This is a genomic window from Draconibacterium sp. IB214405 (assembly GCF_033963885.1).
Classification (GTDB): Bacteria; Bacteroidota; Bacteroidia; order Bacteroidales; family Prolixibacteraceae; genus Draconibacterium.
In genome coordinates this window covers 71,524-88,411 of sequence record NZ_JAXBMA010000005.1, presented here as the reverse complement: position 1 = coordinate 88,411, position 16,888 = coordinate 71,524, and the positions used below count along the sequence as shown (strand labels likewise).

12 protein-coding genes and 1 tRNA gene are annotated in these 16,888 nt (G+C 41.0%); 11 read left to right on the top strand and 2 right to left on the bottom strand.

The genetic code is table 11. From position 1 onward, the window contains the following. Window positions 1–5 precede the first annotated feature (5 nt). The 6 genes from recA to rpe all read left to right on the top strand — a co-directional run bounded on the left by recA (window position 6) and on the right by rpe (window position 8,003). Window positions 6–1,028: a recombinase RecA gene (recA, locus tag SLH46_RS17850; protein WP_320282576.1), complete on the top strand. Its 1,023-nt coding sequence runs from the start codon at window positions 6–8 to the stop codon at window positions 1,026–1,028. 137 nt (window positions 1,029–1,165) lie between these two features. Further along, window positions 1,166–3,586 carry a bifunctional aspartate kinase/homoserine dehydrogenase I gene (thrA, locus tag SLH46_RS17845; RefSeq protein ID WP_320282575.1) on the top strand — a complete coding sequence of 807 codons (2,421 nt, stop codon included), beginning with the start codon at window positions 1,166–1,168 and terminating at the stop codon, window positions 3,584–3,586. 102 nt (window positions 3,587–3,688) lie between these two features. Further along, on the top strand, window positions 3,689–4,894 hold the full coding sequence (locus SLH46_RS17840; RefSeq protein WP_320282574.1) for a cofactor-independent phosphoglycerate mutase: 1,206 nt from the start codon (window positions 3,689–3,691) through the stop codon (window positions 4,892–4,894). 105 nt (window positions 4,895–4,999) lie between these two features. Continuing rightward, window positions 5,000–6,313 carry a threonine synthase gene (gene thrC, locus SLH46_RS17835; RefSeq protein ID WP_320282573.1) on the top strand — a complete coding sequence of 438 codons (1,314 nt, stop codon included), beginning with the start codon at window positions 5,000–5,002 and terminating at the stop codon, window positions 6,311–6,313. A gap of 161 nt (window positions 6,314–6,474) precedes the next feature. Further along, on the top strand, window positions 6,475–7,341 hold the full coding sequence (locus tag SLH46_RS17830; protein ID WP_320282572.1) for a sigma-70 family RNA polymerase sigma factor: 867 nt from the start codon (window positions 6,475–6,477) through the stop codon (window positions 7,339–7,341). A gap of 11 nt (window positions 7,342–7,352) precedes the next feature. Beyond that, the gene (gene rpe / locus SLH46_RS17825) at window positions 7,353–8,003 is read left to right on the top strand and encodes a ribulose-phosphate 3-epimerase (RefSeq protein ID WP_320282571.1); all 651 of its coding nucleotides are present in this window, start codon (window positions 7,353–7,355) and stop codon (window positions 8,001–8,003) included. Here the strand turns inward: rpe and SLH46_RS17820 are convergent. After that, on the bottom strand, window positions 7,995–8,243 hold the full coding sequence (locus tag SLH46_RS17820) for a hypothetical protein (RefSeq protein ID WP_320282570.1): 249 nt from the start codon (window positions 8,241–8,243) through the stop codon (window positions 7,995–7,997). The genes rpe and SLH46_RS17820 overlap by 9 nt on opposite strands. Then, window positions 8,243–10,705 carry a ferrous iron transport protein B gene (gene feoB, locus SLH46_RS17815; protein ID WP_320282569.1) on the bottom strand — a complete coding sequence of 821 codons (2,463 nt, stop codon included), beginning with the start codon at window positions 10,703–10,705 and terminating at the stop codon, window positions 8,243–8,245. The genes SLH46_RS17820 and feoB overlap by 1 nt, the downstream gene beginning before the upstream one ends. A gap of 142 nt (window positions 10,706–10,847) precedes the next feature. On the opposite strand from feoB, the gene SLH46_RS17810 reads away from it, so the two are divergent. From SLH46_RS17810 to SLH46_RS17790, 5 genes are all read left to right on the top strand, one after another. Beyond that, window positions 10,848–11,600 (top strand): hypothetical protein, encoded by a 753-nt coding sequence (locus SLH46_RS17810; RefSeq protein ID WP_320282568.1) that lies wholly within the window; start codon window positions 10,848–10,850, stop codon window positions 11,598–11,600. Beyond that, the gene (locus SLH46_RS17805) at window positions 11,581–11,883 is read left to right on the top strand and encodes a thiamine-binding protein (RefSeq protein WP_320282567.1); all 303 of its coding nucleotides are present in this window, start codon (window positions 11,581–11,583) and stop codon (window positions 11,881–11,883) included. Before SLH46_RS17810 ends, SLH46_RS17805 begins: the two co-directional genes overlap by 20 nt. Before the next feature lie 144 nt (window positions 11,884–12,027). After that, a tRNA-Arg gene (locus SLH46_RS17800) sits at window positions 12,028–12,104 on the top strand. 260 nt (window positions 12,105–12,364) lie between these two features. Continuing rightward, the gene (locus tag SLH46_RS17795) at window positions 12,365–14,044 is read left to right on the top strand and encodes a hypothetical protein (RefSeq protein WP_320282566.1); all 1,680 of its coding nucleotides are present in this window, start codon (window positions 12,365–12,367) and stop codon (window positions 14,042–14,044) included. A 48-nt stretch (window positions 14,045–14,092) separates the two neighbouring features. After that, entirely contained in the window at window positions 14,093–16,783 is a 2,691-nt protein-coding gene (locus tag SLH46_RS17790) for an alpha-L-rhamnosidase (RefSeq protein ID WP_320282565.1), read from the top strand. The last annotated feature ends 105 nt before the right edge of the window (window positions 16,784–16,888 follow it).

The window sequence follows — 16,888 nt, the reverse complement described above, 5'->3', positions numbered from 1 at the left end:
TGAACATGACAAAAGAAGAGAGAACTCAAATGAATAAAGAAAAGCTGAAAGCGCTTCAGCTTACTATGGATAAAATTGAAAAGAGCTATGGTAAAGGCTCGATAATGCGCATGGGCGACCAGGGAGAGCAGAATATTCCTTCTATTTCTTCCGGATCAATCGCTTTGGATGTTGCATTAGGTGTTGGTGGTTTCCCAAAAGGACGGATCGTTGAAATATACGGTCCTGAATCGTCGGGTAAAACAACACTTGCCATTCATGCAATTGCCGAGGCACAAAAGGCCGGTGGTATTGCAGCAATTGTTGATGCCGAGCACGCTTTCGATCCGTATTACGCACGTAAACTGGGTGTTGACATTGACGAACTTTTAATCTCTCAGCCCGACAATGGTGAGCAGGCTTTGGAAATTGCTGATAACCTGATCCGTTCGGGAGCGTTGGATATTGTTGTAATCGACTCGGTTGCCGCATTAACTCCAAAAGCTGAATTGGAAGGCGAAATGGGAGAGTCAAAAATGGGTCTTCAGGCGCGTTTGATGTCGCAGGCTTTGCGTAAACTTACTGCCAACATCAACAAAACAAAAACCTGCTGTATTTTTATTAACCAGCTACGCGAAAAAATCGGTGTAATGTTCGGTAACCCTGAAACAACAACCGGTGGTAACGCACTTAAATTTTATGCATCGGTGCGTTTGGATATCCGTCGTATCGGACAGATTAAAGATGGCGATGAAGTGAATGGTAACCATGTTCGTGTGAAAGTGGTAAAAAATAAAGTAGCACCTCCGTTCCGCAAAGCTGAATTTGATATTATGTATGGCGAAGGAATTTCTAAATCAGGCGAGATCATTGATTTGGGCGTTCAGTTCAACATTATTAAAAAGAGCGGATCGTGGTTTAGCTATGGCGAAACAAAATTGGGTCAGGGACGTGAAACAGTACGTCAGCTGGTTATCGACAACCCGGAGCTTGCTCAGGAGTTAGAGACGAAAATTGTAGAAGCTATTACCGGAACCACCACAGAATAGAAAAAACTGATATAGACAGAATATACCGGGTGAATTGATTCTGTCGATTCATCCGGTTTTTTTATAAGTAACTCGTTACTAAAACATGCTTTAGATTGAACTAATTTTTACAAATAATAATAGAAAAAAACTCTTGTATGAAAGTGTTAAAGTTTGGTGGAACATCCGTAGGTTCCGCCGCAAACATTAAACGTGTAAAAGACATTGTACTAAATCAGAACGATGATGTTCTGGTAGTAGTTTCGGCCCTTGGTGGCATAACCGATAAAATACTCACGGCAGCGCACAATGCTGCCTCCGGTACAGGCGACTTTCATACGGAACTAACGGAAATCAGAAAGAGACATGATGAAACCATCCATGAACTTTTTAATGGAAATAAAGCGGTAAAAGAAACGGTTGACAATTTGCTCGATGAGCTGGAGAAATTGTTGACCGGTATTACTTTGGTTGGCGAATTAACCTCGAAAACGCTTGATCGAATTGCCGGTTTAGGCGAGCGCATTTCGTCGCATATTGTTGCCGAATTTATTGGTTGTCCGCGAAAAGACTCTTCGGAATATATTCAAACCGACAGCAACTTTGGTAAAGCAAAAGTCGATTTTGAGGTAACCAACAATAATATCCGGGAAGCATTTGCCGGTTTTAAAGGAGTTGCAGTTGCTCCCGGTTTTATCTCGAAAAATGCCAAAGGCGAATTTACGACACTTGGTCGTGGTGGTTCCGATTTTACAGCGTCAATTTATGCTGCAGCTCTCGATGTGGAAATTCTGGAAATATGGACCGATGTAAACGGTTTTATGACTGCAGATCCACGAATAATTCGTAAAGCTTACACCATTCCGGAGATTTCTTATTCGGAAGCTATGGAGCTTTCGCATTTTGGTGCAAAAGTGATTTACCCTCCGACAATTTTGCCGGTTTATCAAAAAGGAATTCCAATTCAGATTAAAAATACCTTCGATCCTGAAAACCCGGGAACAAAGATCGTTAAAGGCGTAAAAAATGGATTCGACCGCCCGATTAAAGGTATTTCTTCTATTTCGGGGATTACGCTGGTTACGCTGCAGGGAATTGGAATGGTTGGTGTTACCGGTATTTCAATGCGTTTGTTTACCGCACTGGCAAAAGTGAATGTGAACGTCATTCTTATTTCGCAGGCGTCATCTGAGAATTCGATAAGTATTGCCATTGAAGAAAAAGCGCTTGATGTTGCCGAAGCTGCCATTCGCGAAGAATTTGAAAAAGAAATTGCAGGTGGACAGGTAAATAAAATTGAACTGGATACCGGAGTGTCGGTAGTGGCCATTGTAGGCGAGAATATGAAACACACCACCGGTATTGCCGGAAAACTTTTCTCGACTATGGGAAAAAGTGGTGTAAATGTAATTTCTATCGCGCAGGGTGCTTCGGAGCTAAATATTTCGTGGGTGGTAAAAAATGAAGACCTGCGAAAAACACTGAACGTGGTTCATGAATCATTCTTCTTATCGGAAAATGTGGAACTGAACATTTTCCTGATGGGAATAGGTACTGTTGGCGGAAACCTGCTTGGTCAGTTAAAACAACAACAGGAACGACTTTTAAAAGAGAATCATTTGCGCCTGAAACTAACCGGGATAGCCAATTCCAAAAAGATGCTTTTCAATCGCGATGGAATTGAAATAGAGAATTTTAAAGAGCAACTGGACGCATCGGGGCAAACTTCGTCGTTACAAGGTTTTGTAGATGAAATCAAAGAAATGAACATCTACAATTCGGTGTTTGTGGATTGTACGGCTAACGACGCGGTTGCCGATTTGTACAACGAAATTTTAAGCTCAAACATTTCAATTGTTACTGCCAATAAAGTTGCCGCTTCGTCGGAATACGAGAACTATGCCGAACTAAAAAAGATTGCCAAAAAGAAAGGCATAAAATTCCTTTTCGAAACCAATGTCGGTGCCGGATTACCAATTATCAATACGCTGAATGATTTGGTAAATTCAGGCGACAAAGTACTTCGAATTGAAGCTGTTCTGTCTGGTACGCTTAACTATATTTTTAATACTATTTCGGCAGATATTCCACTGAGCAAAACCATTCAAATGGCGAAGGAAGAAGGTTATTCAGAACCTGATCCGCGTGTTGATTTAAGTGGTGTGGATGTGGCCCGTAAAATTTTAATTCTTGCACGAGAATCCGGATACCGAATTGAGATGGAAGACATCTCTATCAACCGTTTTGTTCCTGAAGAGCTGTTTGTAGGAAGTCTTGACGAGTTTTGGGCGGGAGTACCTGATCTTGATGCGCAATTTGAAACTGAACGACAACGACTGGAAGCCGAAAATAAAAAGTGGCGTTTTGTGGCCCGTTTCGAAAACGGAAAAGCAGAGGCCGGTTTGGAAGAGGTGGATTCAACCCATCCGTTTTACGACCTGGAAGGAAGCAATAACCTGGTGATGTACACAACAGAGCGCTACCAGGAATTTCCGATGCTGATTAAGGGTTATGGTGCGGGAGCTTCGGTAACTGCAGCCGGTGTGTTTGCCGATTTAATAAAGGTGTCGAACATATAGAAAAACCTGATGTTAAAGCATTGATATAAAACAGTAAAAAAACTTTGAGGGCCGGTTTTCACTGCTGTCACCGGACATCGGTCTTCAACTATTTCTGAACAAATGAAACACATAATAATACTTGGCGATGGTATGTCGGACGAGCCACTCGCCGCATACGGTGGGAAAACTCCGCTTCAAATGGCCAAAAAACCGCACATCGACTGGCTGGCAAAAAATGGTCAGTCGGGCCTGTTAAAAACAGTGCCCGAAAGTATGCATCCGGGAAGCGAGATTGCAAACATGGCGGTGCTGGGCTACGATGTTGAAAAGGTTTTTGAAGGTAGGGGAGTACTGGAAGCTGCCAGCATGGGAGTTGAATTACAACCCGGAGATTTGGGTATGCGCTGCAACCTGATTTGCGTTGAAGACGAGAAAATAAAAAACCACTCGGCCGGGCATATCTCCAATGATGAAGCCCGGGAATTGATCCAGTTTCTTAACGAAAAACTGGGAACTGATAAAATCAAATTTTATCCGGGAGTTTCTTATCGCCATCTTTTGGTAATTAAGGACGGAATAAAGGATTTTGCCTGTACGCCTCCGCACGATGTGCCGGGAACAGCTTTTGAACCGTGTTTGCCAAAAGCGAAAACCGATGCAGCAAAAGAAACTGCAGATTTAGTTACTGAACTGATTTTGAAATCGCAGGAGTTACTGGAAAAACATCCGGTAAATCTGAAACGTAAAGAGGCTGGAAAAGATCCCGGTAACAGTGTTTGGCCGTGGTCGCCTGGTTATAAACCTGCCATGCCAACTTTACAGGAGATGTTTGGGATAAAAAGTTCGGCGGTTATTTCGGCTGTCGATCTGATTCACGGAATTGGCGTCTATGCCGGTATGAAAGTGATTCATGTGGAAGGTGCAACAGGCTTGTACGATACCAACTACGAAGGAAAAGCCAAAGCTGCTGTTGACGCTTTAAAGGAAAATGATTTTGTTTATCTGCACATTGAAGCCAGTGATGAAGCCGGCCATGAAGGAGATGTGGAATTGAAAACAAAAACCATAGAATACCTCGACCAGCGCGTAGTAAAATACATTCTGGAAGAAACTGCGAAGATGGACGAAGAAGTGGCAATTGCCATTTTGCCCGACCATCCAACGCCGTGCGCTTTAAAAACACACACCCGCGATGCTGTTCCGTTTACCATTTACAAACCCGGTATTGAACCCGATGACGTTGAAGAGTACGATGAGTTCGACACCAAAAGGGGTGTTTACGGCACCTTGAAAGGCGATGAATTTATTCGCGCTTTTTTGAAATAAACCTTACTTTTTGATTTAAAATGGTGTTAAATTTCTGATATATGTCATGTTTTTCATGTGTTAGGAAGATAACCTTTACTGCAAAACTATATTTTTGTACAGAAGATGAAATACTATAGTACGAACAAAAATACACCGGACGTAACCTTAAAAGACGCTGTAGTTAAAGGATTAGCAGCGGATAACGGTTTGTTTATGCCCGAGCAGATCAAAAAATTTGATCCGTCGTTTTTTGAGGAAATCCAAAATCTTACTTTTCAGGAAATTGCTTTCGAGGTTGCCACGAAATTTTTTGGTGAAGATATTGAAGAGGCAACACTGAAAGAGATTGTTTACGATACGCTGCAATTTGATTGCCCGGTAGTAAAGGTCACCGACTCTATTTATTCTCTGGAATTGTTTCACGGACCAACACTGGCATTTAAGGATGTTGGCGCCCGGTTTATGGCACGTTTATTAAATCATTTTCTTGGAAAACAAGAGAAAATGGTGAACGTACTTGTGGCTACATCGGGCGATACTGGAAGTGCTGTTGCCAATGGTTTTCTGGGTGTTGACGGTATTCATGTTCATGTGCTTTATCCAAAAGGAAAGGTGAGCGATATTCAGGAGTCGCAGTTCACAACCCTTGGGCAGAATATTACCGCACTGGAAGTTGAAGGTACTTTCGACGATTGCCAGCATCTGGTAAAAACTGCCTTCCTTGATGAAGAACTAAATAAAAAGCTGGTGTTAACATCGGCGAATTCGATAAATGTTGCCCGTTTTTTACCACAGGCATTCTATTATTTTAATGCCTATGCACGGTTAAAGGAAGCAGGAAAACTTGATGGTAAAGAGTTAGTGGTTTCAGTGCCAAGTGGAAACTTTGGAAACCTTACAGCAGGATTGATTGCCGCAGAAATGGGACTGCCGGTAAAACAGTTTATCGCAGCAAATAACGAGAATGATGTGGTTTTTGAATACCTGCAAAAAGGGGAGTATAATCCACGTCCATCGGTTGAAACTATCGCCAATGCAATGGATGTTGGAGCACCAAGCAATTTTGCGCGTATTCTTGATTTGTACGATCACGATCATGCTGTAATATCAGATAAAATAAAAGGTTACCGGTATTCTGATGAGGAAATCAGGGAGGTAATTCTAAAAGTATATAACGAGCAAGGATATTTATGCGATCCACACGGAGCTTGTGGATATCAGTCATTAATTGAGTATTTATCAGAAGGCGAGATAGGTGTGTTTTTAGAAACCGCACACCCGGCAAAGTTTACCGAAACGGTTGAAAATGTTATTGGTAAAAATAAATTAACATTGCCCGAAAAGCTTGCTGAATTTATGAAAGGAGAAAAACATATTGAGCAAATGTCTATTACATATGCTGATTTTAAAAATTATCTTCTGAATAGTACGAACTAAAACAAAAGAACAACAATGAACTGTTATCGTGTTTTAGTGTTTTAAATCATAACTAGTAGATAATCGTTAGATTTTTAAAAATAGAGTATTACTTTTATGACTACAACGTAATATTATATAAAGAGATCACTTAGGTGAATTAATGTTAACAATATCAAAATATGAGACAACTAAAAATTACCAAACAGGTAACTAACCGCGACACCCTCTCGCTGGATAAGTACCTGCATGAAATTGGCAAGGTGGAGTTGTTGTCTGCTGACAAGGAGGTAGAACTGGCCAAACGCATAAAAAAGGGAGACCGGCAAGCGCTGGAAACCCTTATAAAAGCGAATTTGCGTTTTGTTGTGTCAGTTTCAAAGCAATACCAAAACCAGGGTCTTAGTTTGCCCGATTTAATTAATGAAGGAAACCTTGGATTGATAAAAGCAGCCGAGAGATTTGATGAAACAAGGGGATTCAAATTTATTTCGTATGCTGTTTGGTGGATTCGCCAATCAATACTTCAGGCTTTGGCCGAGCAGGCACGAATTGTACGTTTGCCTTTAAATAAGATCGGTTCGATCAACAAAATCAACAAAGCATTTAATAAGCTTGAGCAGGAATTTCAACGCGAACCAACCGTTGATGAAGTGGCCGAGTTAATGGAGTCGAAACCTGATTTAGTAGAGGACTCTATGAATTTCTCGAGTACACATATTTCAATGGATGCACCGCTGCGCGAAGAGGAAGGAAACAGCCTTTATGATGTGATGTTGAACGACGATTCACCAAAACCTGATGAGGAGCTGATGGACGGATCGCTGCGTCAGGAGATTGAACGCTCATTGTCAACGCTGGGCGACCGTGAAGCAGAGATACTTCGCTTTTATTTTGGGTTGAATGGGTATCAGCCGCATACATTAGAAGAGATTGGAGATGCGTTTGGATTAACGCGTGAGCGTGTGCGACAGATTAAAGAAAAAGCAATTAAAAAACTAAAAAATCAATACCGCAACAGGTTGCTAAAATCGTACCTGGGTAAATAAACCTAACTTTTATGAGAGCTTTGGTGGCACCCTCCATTCTGTCAGCTGACTTTAATAACCTTGGAAAAGACATAGAAATGATCAATCAAAGTGATGCCGATTATATTCACTTTGATGTGATGGATGGTGTTTTTGTACCGAATATTTCGTTCGGAATTCCGGTGATAAAACATGTCAATAAAATTGCCGAAAAACCACTCGATGTTCATTTAATGATCGTTGATCCCGATAAATTTGTCGAACCCTTTGTTGAGGCCGGCGCTTCCATTTTAACGGTTCATATCGAAGCCTGCAAACATTTACACCGAACCATTCAGCTGATAAAATCCTATGGGATTAAAGCAAGTGTGAGTTTGAATCCGCACACTCCGGTAGCACTATTGGAGGATATTATCGAGGATTTAGACATGGTATTGCTTATGTCGGTCAATCCTGGATTTGGTGGCCAGAAATTTATCGAAAACACCTACAAAAAGGTTCAGCAATTGCGCTCGATGATCGATAATGCCGGATCTGACTGTTTAATCGAAATTGACGGTGGTGTAAACTACGATACAGGGAAAAAGTTGCTTGATGCAGGTGCGAATGTTCTGGTAGCAGGTAGTTTTGTATTTAGCGCCGATAATCCGAAAGAAATTATTTCAGGCTTAAAATCACTGTGATCGAACAGCTGTTTCGTTACACTGATCTATATTTTTATCGATAACTTTTTGAGGTAAATCTCTCAACGCACAGTCTGATGCAGCACAGTCTGAACAGTTATGTGCCATCGTAATTTTATCCTTTTTAAAATCGACTTGTTTCTTCTTTGATGCCTTTTTAAAAAAGCGGTTATAGATTTTTACACCTGCCCAAATTACAGCTGCCGCCACTATCAGGTATGTAATAATTTCCTGAACCATTACATAAACAACTGAGCAACATTATAAGTAACAAAGCCTGCCAGCCACGCAAGACCGGTGGTGTACAAAACCGAAAACGCAGCCCATTTCCAGGAGCCTGATTCGTTTTTAATGGTCGCAACTACCCCAATACAAGGGAAGTAAATAAGAATGAAAATTATAAATGCTAACGCAACCGGCGTAGTAAAAACGGGTTCTCCGATATGTTTACCACTATGGTGAGTTTCATTTTGTAGCTTGTGCTGCAAATTAATTGTGTCTTCTCCGTCCTGAGTCTGATATAAAACTCCCATGGTACTTACAACAATCTCTTTTGCCGGTAGTCCGGCAACCACAGCAATACTCATTTTCCAATCAAAACCCAGCGGGCTCATTACCGGCTGAATAAACTTTCCGGCCCTACCCAGGTACGAATTTATCAGACGATCAGATTCGCGGGAGTGATTAACAGCAGTGATCTGTGCTTCTTTCTCTTGAGCGGTCAGTTCAGAATTCTCAATTTGTACAATCTCCTGTTCAAATTCGGCCGTTTTTTCTGTTGTTCGCGGAAAATATTCGAGTGCCCAAACAATAATTACACCGAGCAGAATGATCGTTCCAATTTTTTTCAGGTAGTGTTTTGTTTTGTCCCACATGTGATAAACGACATTCCTGAATGTTGGCAAACGGTAGGTGGGAAGCTCCATAACAAAAGGAGTTTCTTTATTCTTAAAGACCGTTTTATTCAGCACCTGTGCCGTGATAAATGCAAATGCAATTCCGGCAGCATAAATTCCAATTAACACCCACGCTTCGTACTTCTGAAAGAAGGCCGAAATGATTAAAATGTATACCGGAAGCCGGGCACTGCACGACATAAACGGAATAATAAGCATCGTAAGAATCCGGTCGCCACGGTTACGCATCGAGCGTGTGGCCAAAATAGCCGGTACGTTACACCCAAAGCCCATAATCATCGGTATAAACGATCGCCCGTGTAAACCAAAACGGTGCATAATATTGTCCATAATAAAGGCGGCACGAGCCATGTATCCCGATCCTTCGAGCAGCGATATAAAAAAGAACAGAATTAGAATGTTTGGCAAAAATACCAACACACTACCTGCTCCACTGATTATCCCATCTACAAGGAGGTCGTTTAACATTCCTTCGGGAATTATATTGCCTACGAAATTGCCAAGAGCAACAACTCCCATATCGATCCAGTCCATTGGGAACGCGCCGAGCTTAAATGTCGTCCAGAAAATAAAAAACAGCAGTGCAGTAAAAATCGGAAAACCAAGGTAACGGTTGGTTAAAATACTGTCGATTTTCTCCGAATTAGTCTTTTTTTCCTTACGTTTATTGCTGTATGTTTCGCGTAATGCACCTGCAATAAAACTGTATTTGGCATTGGCAATAACGGTTTCGCTATCGTCGTTTTCCAACAGTTCTATTTTTTTTATCTCTTTTAAAGTTACCTGTTGAATCTCTTCGAAATTCGAATAACTCGAGAGTAACTCAATAACCTGATTGTCTTTCTCAAGCAGTTTTATCGCCAAAAAGCGCGACGATATTTTATCTGTTATCGGCTTATCGGCTTTAATTTTTTTACGAATAGTCTTAATTGATTCTTCCAGGTCTTTTCCGTAATTGATATGAACGTGGCGCGAAATCGTATCGCGGCCTTCAAAAACCTCAATCACCTTTTCAATAAGCGAATCGAGTCCCAATCCTTTTGAACTAACTGTTGGAATGAGTGGAATACCGGTAAGTTTAGAAAGTTCGTCTTTGTCGAGCTTGAGTTTATTTTTCTCCAGCTCATCGAACATGTTTAGCGCCATAATACACCTCAGGTCCATGTCAATGAGTTGGGTCGTCAGAAAAAGGCTTCTTTCCAGGTTGGTTGAATCCAACACGTTTATGACAATATCCGGCGTTTGTTCGTAAATGAACTTCCGCACAAATATTTCTTCTTTCGAATAGGCCGTTAAACTATACGTTCCCGGAAGATCGTAAAAGTTAAAGGTGTAATTGCCTTTTTTAAAGGTTGCTTTATGAATATCGACAGTAACACCGCTATAGTTTCCAACTTTTTGTTTCGATCCGGAAATAAAATTAAACAGGGTTGTTTTCCCGCAATTCGGGTTTCCAACCAATGCAATATTAATTGTTCGGGTACGCTCCGATTGGTTTACCAGGTCGATGTTGCGGTCTATTGTACCTTCAAAATGATCAGGATAATTTTTTTTGAAATCTTTGGCAGGAATTACCTCAATCCGTTCAGCCTCCGATTTTCGCAAAGTAATATTGTAGTTCAGAATTTTGTATTCGGTAGGTCCGTTAAACGGGGCATTTTTTATGGCTCTGACTTCGTTGCCACGGATAAATCCCATTTCAGTAATCCTCTTTCGAAACGAACCATGACCCAAGACTTTGGTGATAACCACCAACTCATTATTTTTTGCCTCGCTTAATTTCACTCTCCCCCTGCTTTCTAAATTTAAATTAAATAAAAATAAGCGTACAAATATATTTAAATTCCGATGAAAAAAAATAAAATATATTTGTTCTTTACATAGTTACAACAAGTAGTTATTTTTGTTCGAACGAAGGAGGCGATAAATGGAGGAAGACAAGTTTTATAACAATATTCAAAAGGCATTGGATGATTTGCCCGAAAACTTCAGTATTCTGGAGGAGCAGATTGATGTGGGTATTCAAATGAAATATTTTGAGTTCACCAAAGCGTTGCGCGATAAAGATATTTCGGAGGAATGTTTCGAGGCAAGAGAAGAGCTGTTTGATGCAGAAGTGGATGAGGAACGGAAAAAGGAGATTTTAACTGCGATTGCTGTTTACGATGATGTAAAAGCATACCGGACACTCGAGCGTTTTGTGAAAGAGGCGCAGGGAGATCTGAAACAGTGGGGAACACTGGCTTTGCAGGAAAGTCGAATGCTGATGCACAGCTCATTGCTTGACGAGCAGCAGGTATTTATCTCGACAGGACTGGGGGGGAAAGGACAAAAATTGAGGTATTTTGTAGTATTTCTTTCGGTGCACGAACACGAGATGTTAAGCGAAACGCAGCAAAAACTATTGAAAGATGAGTTAATATTCGAATTAAATCATCATGATGGTGAATTTGAATCGATGGATTTTATGGAAGGCTTTTCGTCGGCACTGGTGATGCTTCCAATAACAGCCGAGATAAGAAACGTATTTCAGAATGTGATTAATGAATGCAACCAGTACGGTGGCTTTTTGCGCGAAGATATGGTAATTACCAATGTTAAGATTTTGTCGCGGGGAGAGATCATCCAGTTAATACATCAAAAGAAAAATAGCAACAACGATGAGTTGGAAGACGAATAAGATAAATGTAGCGATTCAGGTTTTGCCCGAAGCCGACGGAAAAGTAAAATACGAGTTGGTTGACAAAGCGATTGAAACAATTCAGAAATCTGGCTATCGTTACCAGGTTTGTCCGTTTGAAACGGTAGTAGAGTGTGAATTTAATGAATTGCCGGCTCTGTTGGAAAGTATTCATGCGGCCTGTGGAGAGGCCGGAACACAACGAATGATCACTAATATTAAACTTCAGGTAAACTTTGAAAACGACGTGGCTATTGAAGATAAAATGGAAAAATACGCGTAAATTAGTTGTTATCAGGCAGCTTAGTTTATTCGTAGAAAAGGCAGAATAAAAGGATTTGTAATAAATTTCAAAAAAATCTTGTGCAGATTTGTATTTATACAAATAAGCGCTATATTTGCACCGCTTTTAAAGCAAACACGTTCTGGACCTGTAGCTTAATTGGATAGAGCACCTGACTACGGATCAGGAGGTTAGGGGTTCGAGTCCCTTCAGGTTCACCAGAAAACAGAGAGTTGCAAGATTTATTTCTTGTAACTCTTTTTTTTTGCACAAAATTTGCCCAGCAAGTACCTTTGTTTCTATTTCAGTACAATCTTTATTAGTGCGATTTGAATAACCGGCGGAATATTCAAACCTGAAATATACTCCGCTCGGAGTGTAGTGCGTGGTGGTTGTGTTAAAAGATTATCCGGATTTGATACGTAAGGTTTATAAATGAATTTTAAATTTGAGAAATCTAAACTTAAACCTAACTAAAAACATGAACCGCAAATTTAAATTTTCTGCTTTGATAATTGGAGTTGTGGCGCTTCTGTGGGCGTGTCAAACACCGAATAAACCTGAAGAAATAACTGGTGAAACCGATGCTCCTAAAATCGTAAATATTATCAATTTTATCCGATTGCTCGAACCCCGTGATGAAAGAATTACAGAAACTGTGCTTTTTGAAACAACGGCCAAACAGGTAGAGATTATGAAACAATACCAGCTGGGTGGTACGTTTCTGTTACAATATGATGCGCTGCTGGATTCCCGGTATCAGGAATTATTAAAAGGTTTGCCTGCTGATTCGTTTGAAATTGGAGCCTGGTGGGAGATACCACAACCGCTGGTTGAGCATGCCGGGATGAAATGGCGTGGCCGTTATCCGTGGGACTGGCATGCAGATGTTGGCTTCTCAACAGGTTACACTCCTGAAGAACGGGAAAAGCTCGTTGATGTGTATATGGAAGACTTTAAAAAAATCTATGGCTACTATCCCAAATCTGTGGGATCATGGTTTATTGATGCTCACACCTTGAATTACATGCATAAAAAGTATGGAATTATAGCTTCCTGTAACTGTAAAGATCAAATAGGTACAGACGGATATACGCTTTGGGGAGGTTATTGGAACCAAGCTTATTATCCAAGTCAGAAAAATGCTTATATGCCAGCACAGAATGAGGAGAATCAGATTCCTGTGCCTATTTTTCGTATGTTGGGGAGCGATCCGGTTCGCCAGTACGATAACGGCATTGGGAACCAACATCAGGGGGTGATCACTTTGGAACCGGTTTATCCAAAAGCAGGTGGAGATTCAGCATGGGTTAACTGGTATTTAAAAGAGTTTGTTGAGGGCGAATGTATGGAGTTTGCTTACACGCAGGCAGGCCAGGAGAACTCATTTATCTGGTCTGGTGTTGAAAAAGGATTTCAGATACAGATGCCGCTAATCGCTCAATTGCGTAATCAGGGTAAAGTGAAAGTTGAGACATTAGCAGAGTCGGGTAAGTGGTTCAGAGCCAATTATCAGGTAACACCTGCTACATCTGTTACGGTTAATAATGATCTGGAGAGTGAAGATGTTCAGACTGTTTGGTTTAACAGCCGGTTTTACCGGGCAAATCTGTTTTGGAAAAATGGAACTTTACGGTTTAGGGACATTCATTTATTCGACGAAAATGTGTCGTCGAAATATTTAACCGAAAAAGTAAATTCAAACGAGTGTTATTTCTTCACGCTTCCATTTGTCGACGGTCATGTGTGGAGCTCGTCGGAAGAAATGGCCGGATTAAATTTAAAAGCCGTAATCGATGGACATGAAATAGCAGTACAAGGAGGTAAGCCGGAGATAAAGAGCTCTGAAAAGGGCTTGTTACAGGTTGTTTGGCCTTTGAGTACAGTAGAAGGAAATTTTGTTGTAAAGTTTACTGAGCAGCATATTTCGATGAAATTAGAATCAAAGGAAGCAGTTGACTGGTTTTGGGATTTAGATGTAAAATCAGGTGCTGAATTACCGTTTGTAAATGTTACTTCCTCCGGAGTGAACTGCGAATTTGATGGTGTGAATTATTCCGTAAATGCAAATGAAGGGATTTTCGCTAAATCTTCACCGGGGGCAGTCTTAAAGCTAAGCCCCGTTAATAATACGATTCTACTTGGTTTAAATAACAAGTAAATCAATAATCTGTTTCAAATACAAACCTTTCGAAGAATTAGAATGATCATGAATAAATTCAGTATTTCGATCCTTTTCCTGTTGCTTTTGTGTAATTATTTGCAAGCCCAGTCTCAATCGGAAACCGTTACTCAGTTGAACTGCGAATACCTTATCAATCCGCTTGGAGTTGATTCTCCTAATCCCCGTCTTTCCTGGAAGATGACGGATCCGAGACTTGGCGCGAAACAATTGGCGTATCAATTGCTGGTTTCAACCGATTCGCTTGCTGTTGTAAAAGGCCAGGGAACGATCTGGGATTCGGGTAAAATCTTATCCGACGATATGCTTGTTTGTTACAGCGGAAACGAACTAAAACCATTTACCAAATATTTTTGGTCGGTAATAGTATGGAACAATAACAATGAAAAGTCGACCTCGGCCATCGCTTCATTTGAAACCGGAATGATGGGTGTCGAAAATTGGAAAGGGAGCTGGATAAGCGACCACAGTGATAAAAACGAAAAAGCTGCTCCTTATTTCAGAAAGGAGTTTAAAACTGAAAAGAAAATAAAATCGGCGCGAGCCTATATGGTTGCGGCTGGTTTATACGAGTTATACTTGAACGGAGAAAAGATAGGTAATCACAGACTTGATCCAATTTATACCCGTTTCGACCGTCGTAATCTGTATGTTACCTACGATGTAACTGATCAGCTAAAAAATGGTAGAAATGCCATTGGAGTTCTTTTGGGTAATGGTTGGTACAACCACCAGTCATTGGGCGTTTGGGATTTCCATAATGCACCATGGCGAAACCGGCCGGCTTTTTGTCTCGACCTTCGAATTACCTATGAGGATGGATCTGTGGAAACAATTGTTTCTGAGCGCGATTGGAAAACTTCAACAGGAGGAGTTGTTTTTAACAGCATCTACACCGGCGAACATTTCGATGCCAGAGAAGAACAGGACGGCTGGAACAAACCCGGTTTCGACGATAGTAATTGGCAGGGAGTTAAATACCGACCTGCTCCTTCTCAGAACATTGTTTCTCAACTATTACATCCCATTCGAAATGTAGAGGCGATCATTCCTCAGAAAATGACAAAAATAAATGATACCACCTATTTGTACGATCTGGGAAGAAATATAGCCGGTGTTAGTCAAATTAGGGTAACCGGCGATGAAGGAACAATTATCAAACTTAAACATACCGAAAGATTGTCGGATGACGGGAGAGCTGATGGTTCGAACATAGATGTTTACTACCGGGGAGATAAAATTACGGATCCTTTTCAAACAGATATTTTTATCCTTAGTGGGAAAGGAGAGGAGCAGTTTATGCCGAGGTTTAACTATAAAGGTTTTCGTTATGTTGAAGTTACCAGTAGCCAACCAATTGATTTGAAAAAGGACAACCTTACGGGTTATTTTATGCACAGCGACGTGCCATCGGCCGGCACTATTGAAGCATCAAATCCATTGATCAATAAGTTGTGGTGGGCTACAAATAATTCTTATTTATCTAATCTGTTTGGTTACCCAACCGACTGTCCGCAGCGCGAAAAAAATGGCTGGACCGGAGATGCCCATTTTGCCATTGAAACTGCACTTTACAATTTTGATGGAATTACCATCTATGAAAAATGGCTGGCCGATCATCGTGATGAACAACAACCCAACGGAGTGCTTCCGGATATTATTCCTACAGGCGGCTGGGGCTATGGTACTGATAATGGAGTAGACTGGACCAGTACGATTGCCATTATTCCGTGGAATATTTATCTGTATTATGGCGACAGTAAATTATTGGCCGATTGTTACAACAACATAAAACGCTATGTGAATTATATCGATTCCCGCAGTCCCGACGGTTTGACATCGTGGGGCCGTGGCGACTGGGTGCCTGTTAAATCGCAGTCTACCAAAGAATTGATGTCTTCCATTTACTATTATGTAGATACAAAGATTCTTGCGGATGCTGCAAAACTATTTGACAAAGAGGATGACTTTAACCATTATTCAGCTCTTGCACAGAAAATAAAACAAGCCATCAACGAAAAATACCTGGACAAGGAAACCGGTATTTATGCCAACGGAACACAGACCGAACAGAGTATGCCGCTAATGTGGAATGTAGTTCCGGCAGATATGCGACAACAGGTTGCCGATAATCTGGCGAAAAAGGTAGAAGAAAATGGTTTTCATTTGGATGTTGGTGTGCACGGAGCAAAGGCACTTTTATTTGCATTAAGCGAAAACGGACATGCTGAAGCCGCTTATAAAGTGGCTGTTCAGGACAAATATCCTTCGTGGGGATGGTGGATTGAAAACGGAGCGACAACATTGCTCGAGAACTGGGATCTTGAAGCCGAACGGGATATTTCTGATAATCATATGATGTTTGGTGCCGTGGGAGGTTGGTTTTTCAGAGGATTGGGCGGAATATATCCGGACGAGAACAATCCAGGTTTTAAGAATGTGATTCTCCGCCCTAACTTTATTTCTTCATTGGAAAACATTAAAGTGTCTCACCAAACTCCTTACGGAGAAATCATTTCGGCGTGGCAACACAAAGGTAAAGGGATTATTTATTCGCTTACTCTTCCTGCCAATTCTGTTGCCGACTTTTATGTGCCTGCAGGCTATTCTATCCAAAAAGCAAGTGATGCCCTTAATGGTAAAAAAGTAAACCTGACAGTGAATGAAAATGGTAGCTGCAAGTTGCAGTCAGGAAGTTATGTGATTGAACTTAAATAATCAGTTTCAAAAACCAGATTAATTAAACCTGTTTCGGAAGTGGGCAACCAGCAGGATGCTTACAATACTCCCAACTACAATGATCAGATTGACCAATACTTCGCC

Coding starts and splice junctions, on each gene's coding strand:
- recA (WP_320282576.1), top strand. CDS start 6: ATGACAAAAGAAGAGAGAACTCAAATGAATAAAGAAAAGCTGAAAGCG.
- thrA (WP_320282575.1), top strand. CDS start 1,166: ATGAAAGTGTTAAAGTTTGGTGGAACATCCGTAGGTTCCGCCGCAAAC.
- SLH46_RS17840 (WP_320282574.1), top strand. CDS start 3,689: ATGAAACACATAATAATACTTGGCGATGGTATGTCGGACGAGCCACTC.
- thrC (WP_320282573.1), top strand. CDS start 5,000: ATGAAATACTATAGTACGAACAAAAATACACCGGACGTAACCTTAAAA.
- SLH46_RS17830 (WP_320282572.1), top strand. CDS start 6,475: ATGAGACAACTAAAAATTACCAAACAGGTAACTAACCGCGACACCCTC.
- rpe (WP_320282571.1), top strand. CDS start 7,353: ATGAGAGCTTTGGTGGCACCCTCCATTCTGTCAGCTGACTTTAATAAC.
- SLH46_RS17820 (WP_320282570.1), bottom strand. CDS start 8,243: ATGGTTCAGGAAATTATTACATACCTGATAGTGGCGGCAGCTGTAATT.
- SLH46_RS17810 (WP_320282568.1), top strand. CDS start 10,848: ATGGAGGAAGACAAGTTTTATAACAATATTCAAAAGGCATTGGATGAT.
- SLH46_RS17805 (WP_320282567.1), top strand. CDS start 11,581: ATGAGTTGGAAGACGAATAAGATAAATGTAGCGATTCAGGTTTTGCCC.
- SLH46_RS17795 (WP_320282566.1), top strand. CDS start 12,365: ATGAACCGCAAATTTAAATTTTCTGCTTTGATAATTGGAGTTGTGGCG.
- SLH46_RS17790 (WP_320282565.1), top strand. CDS start 14,093: ATGAATAAATTCAGTATTTCGATCCTTTTCCTGTTGCTTTTGTGTAAT.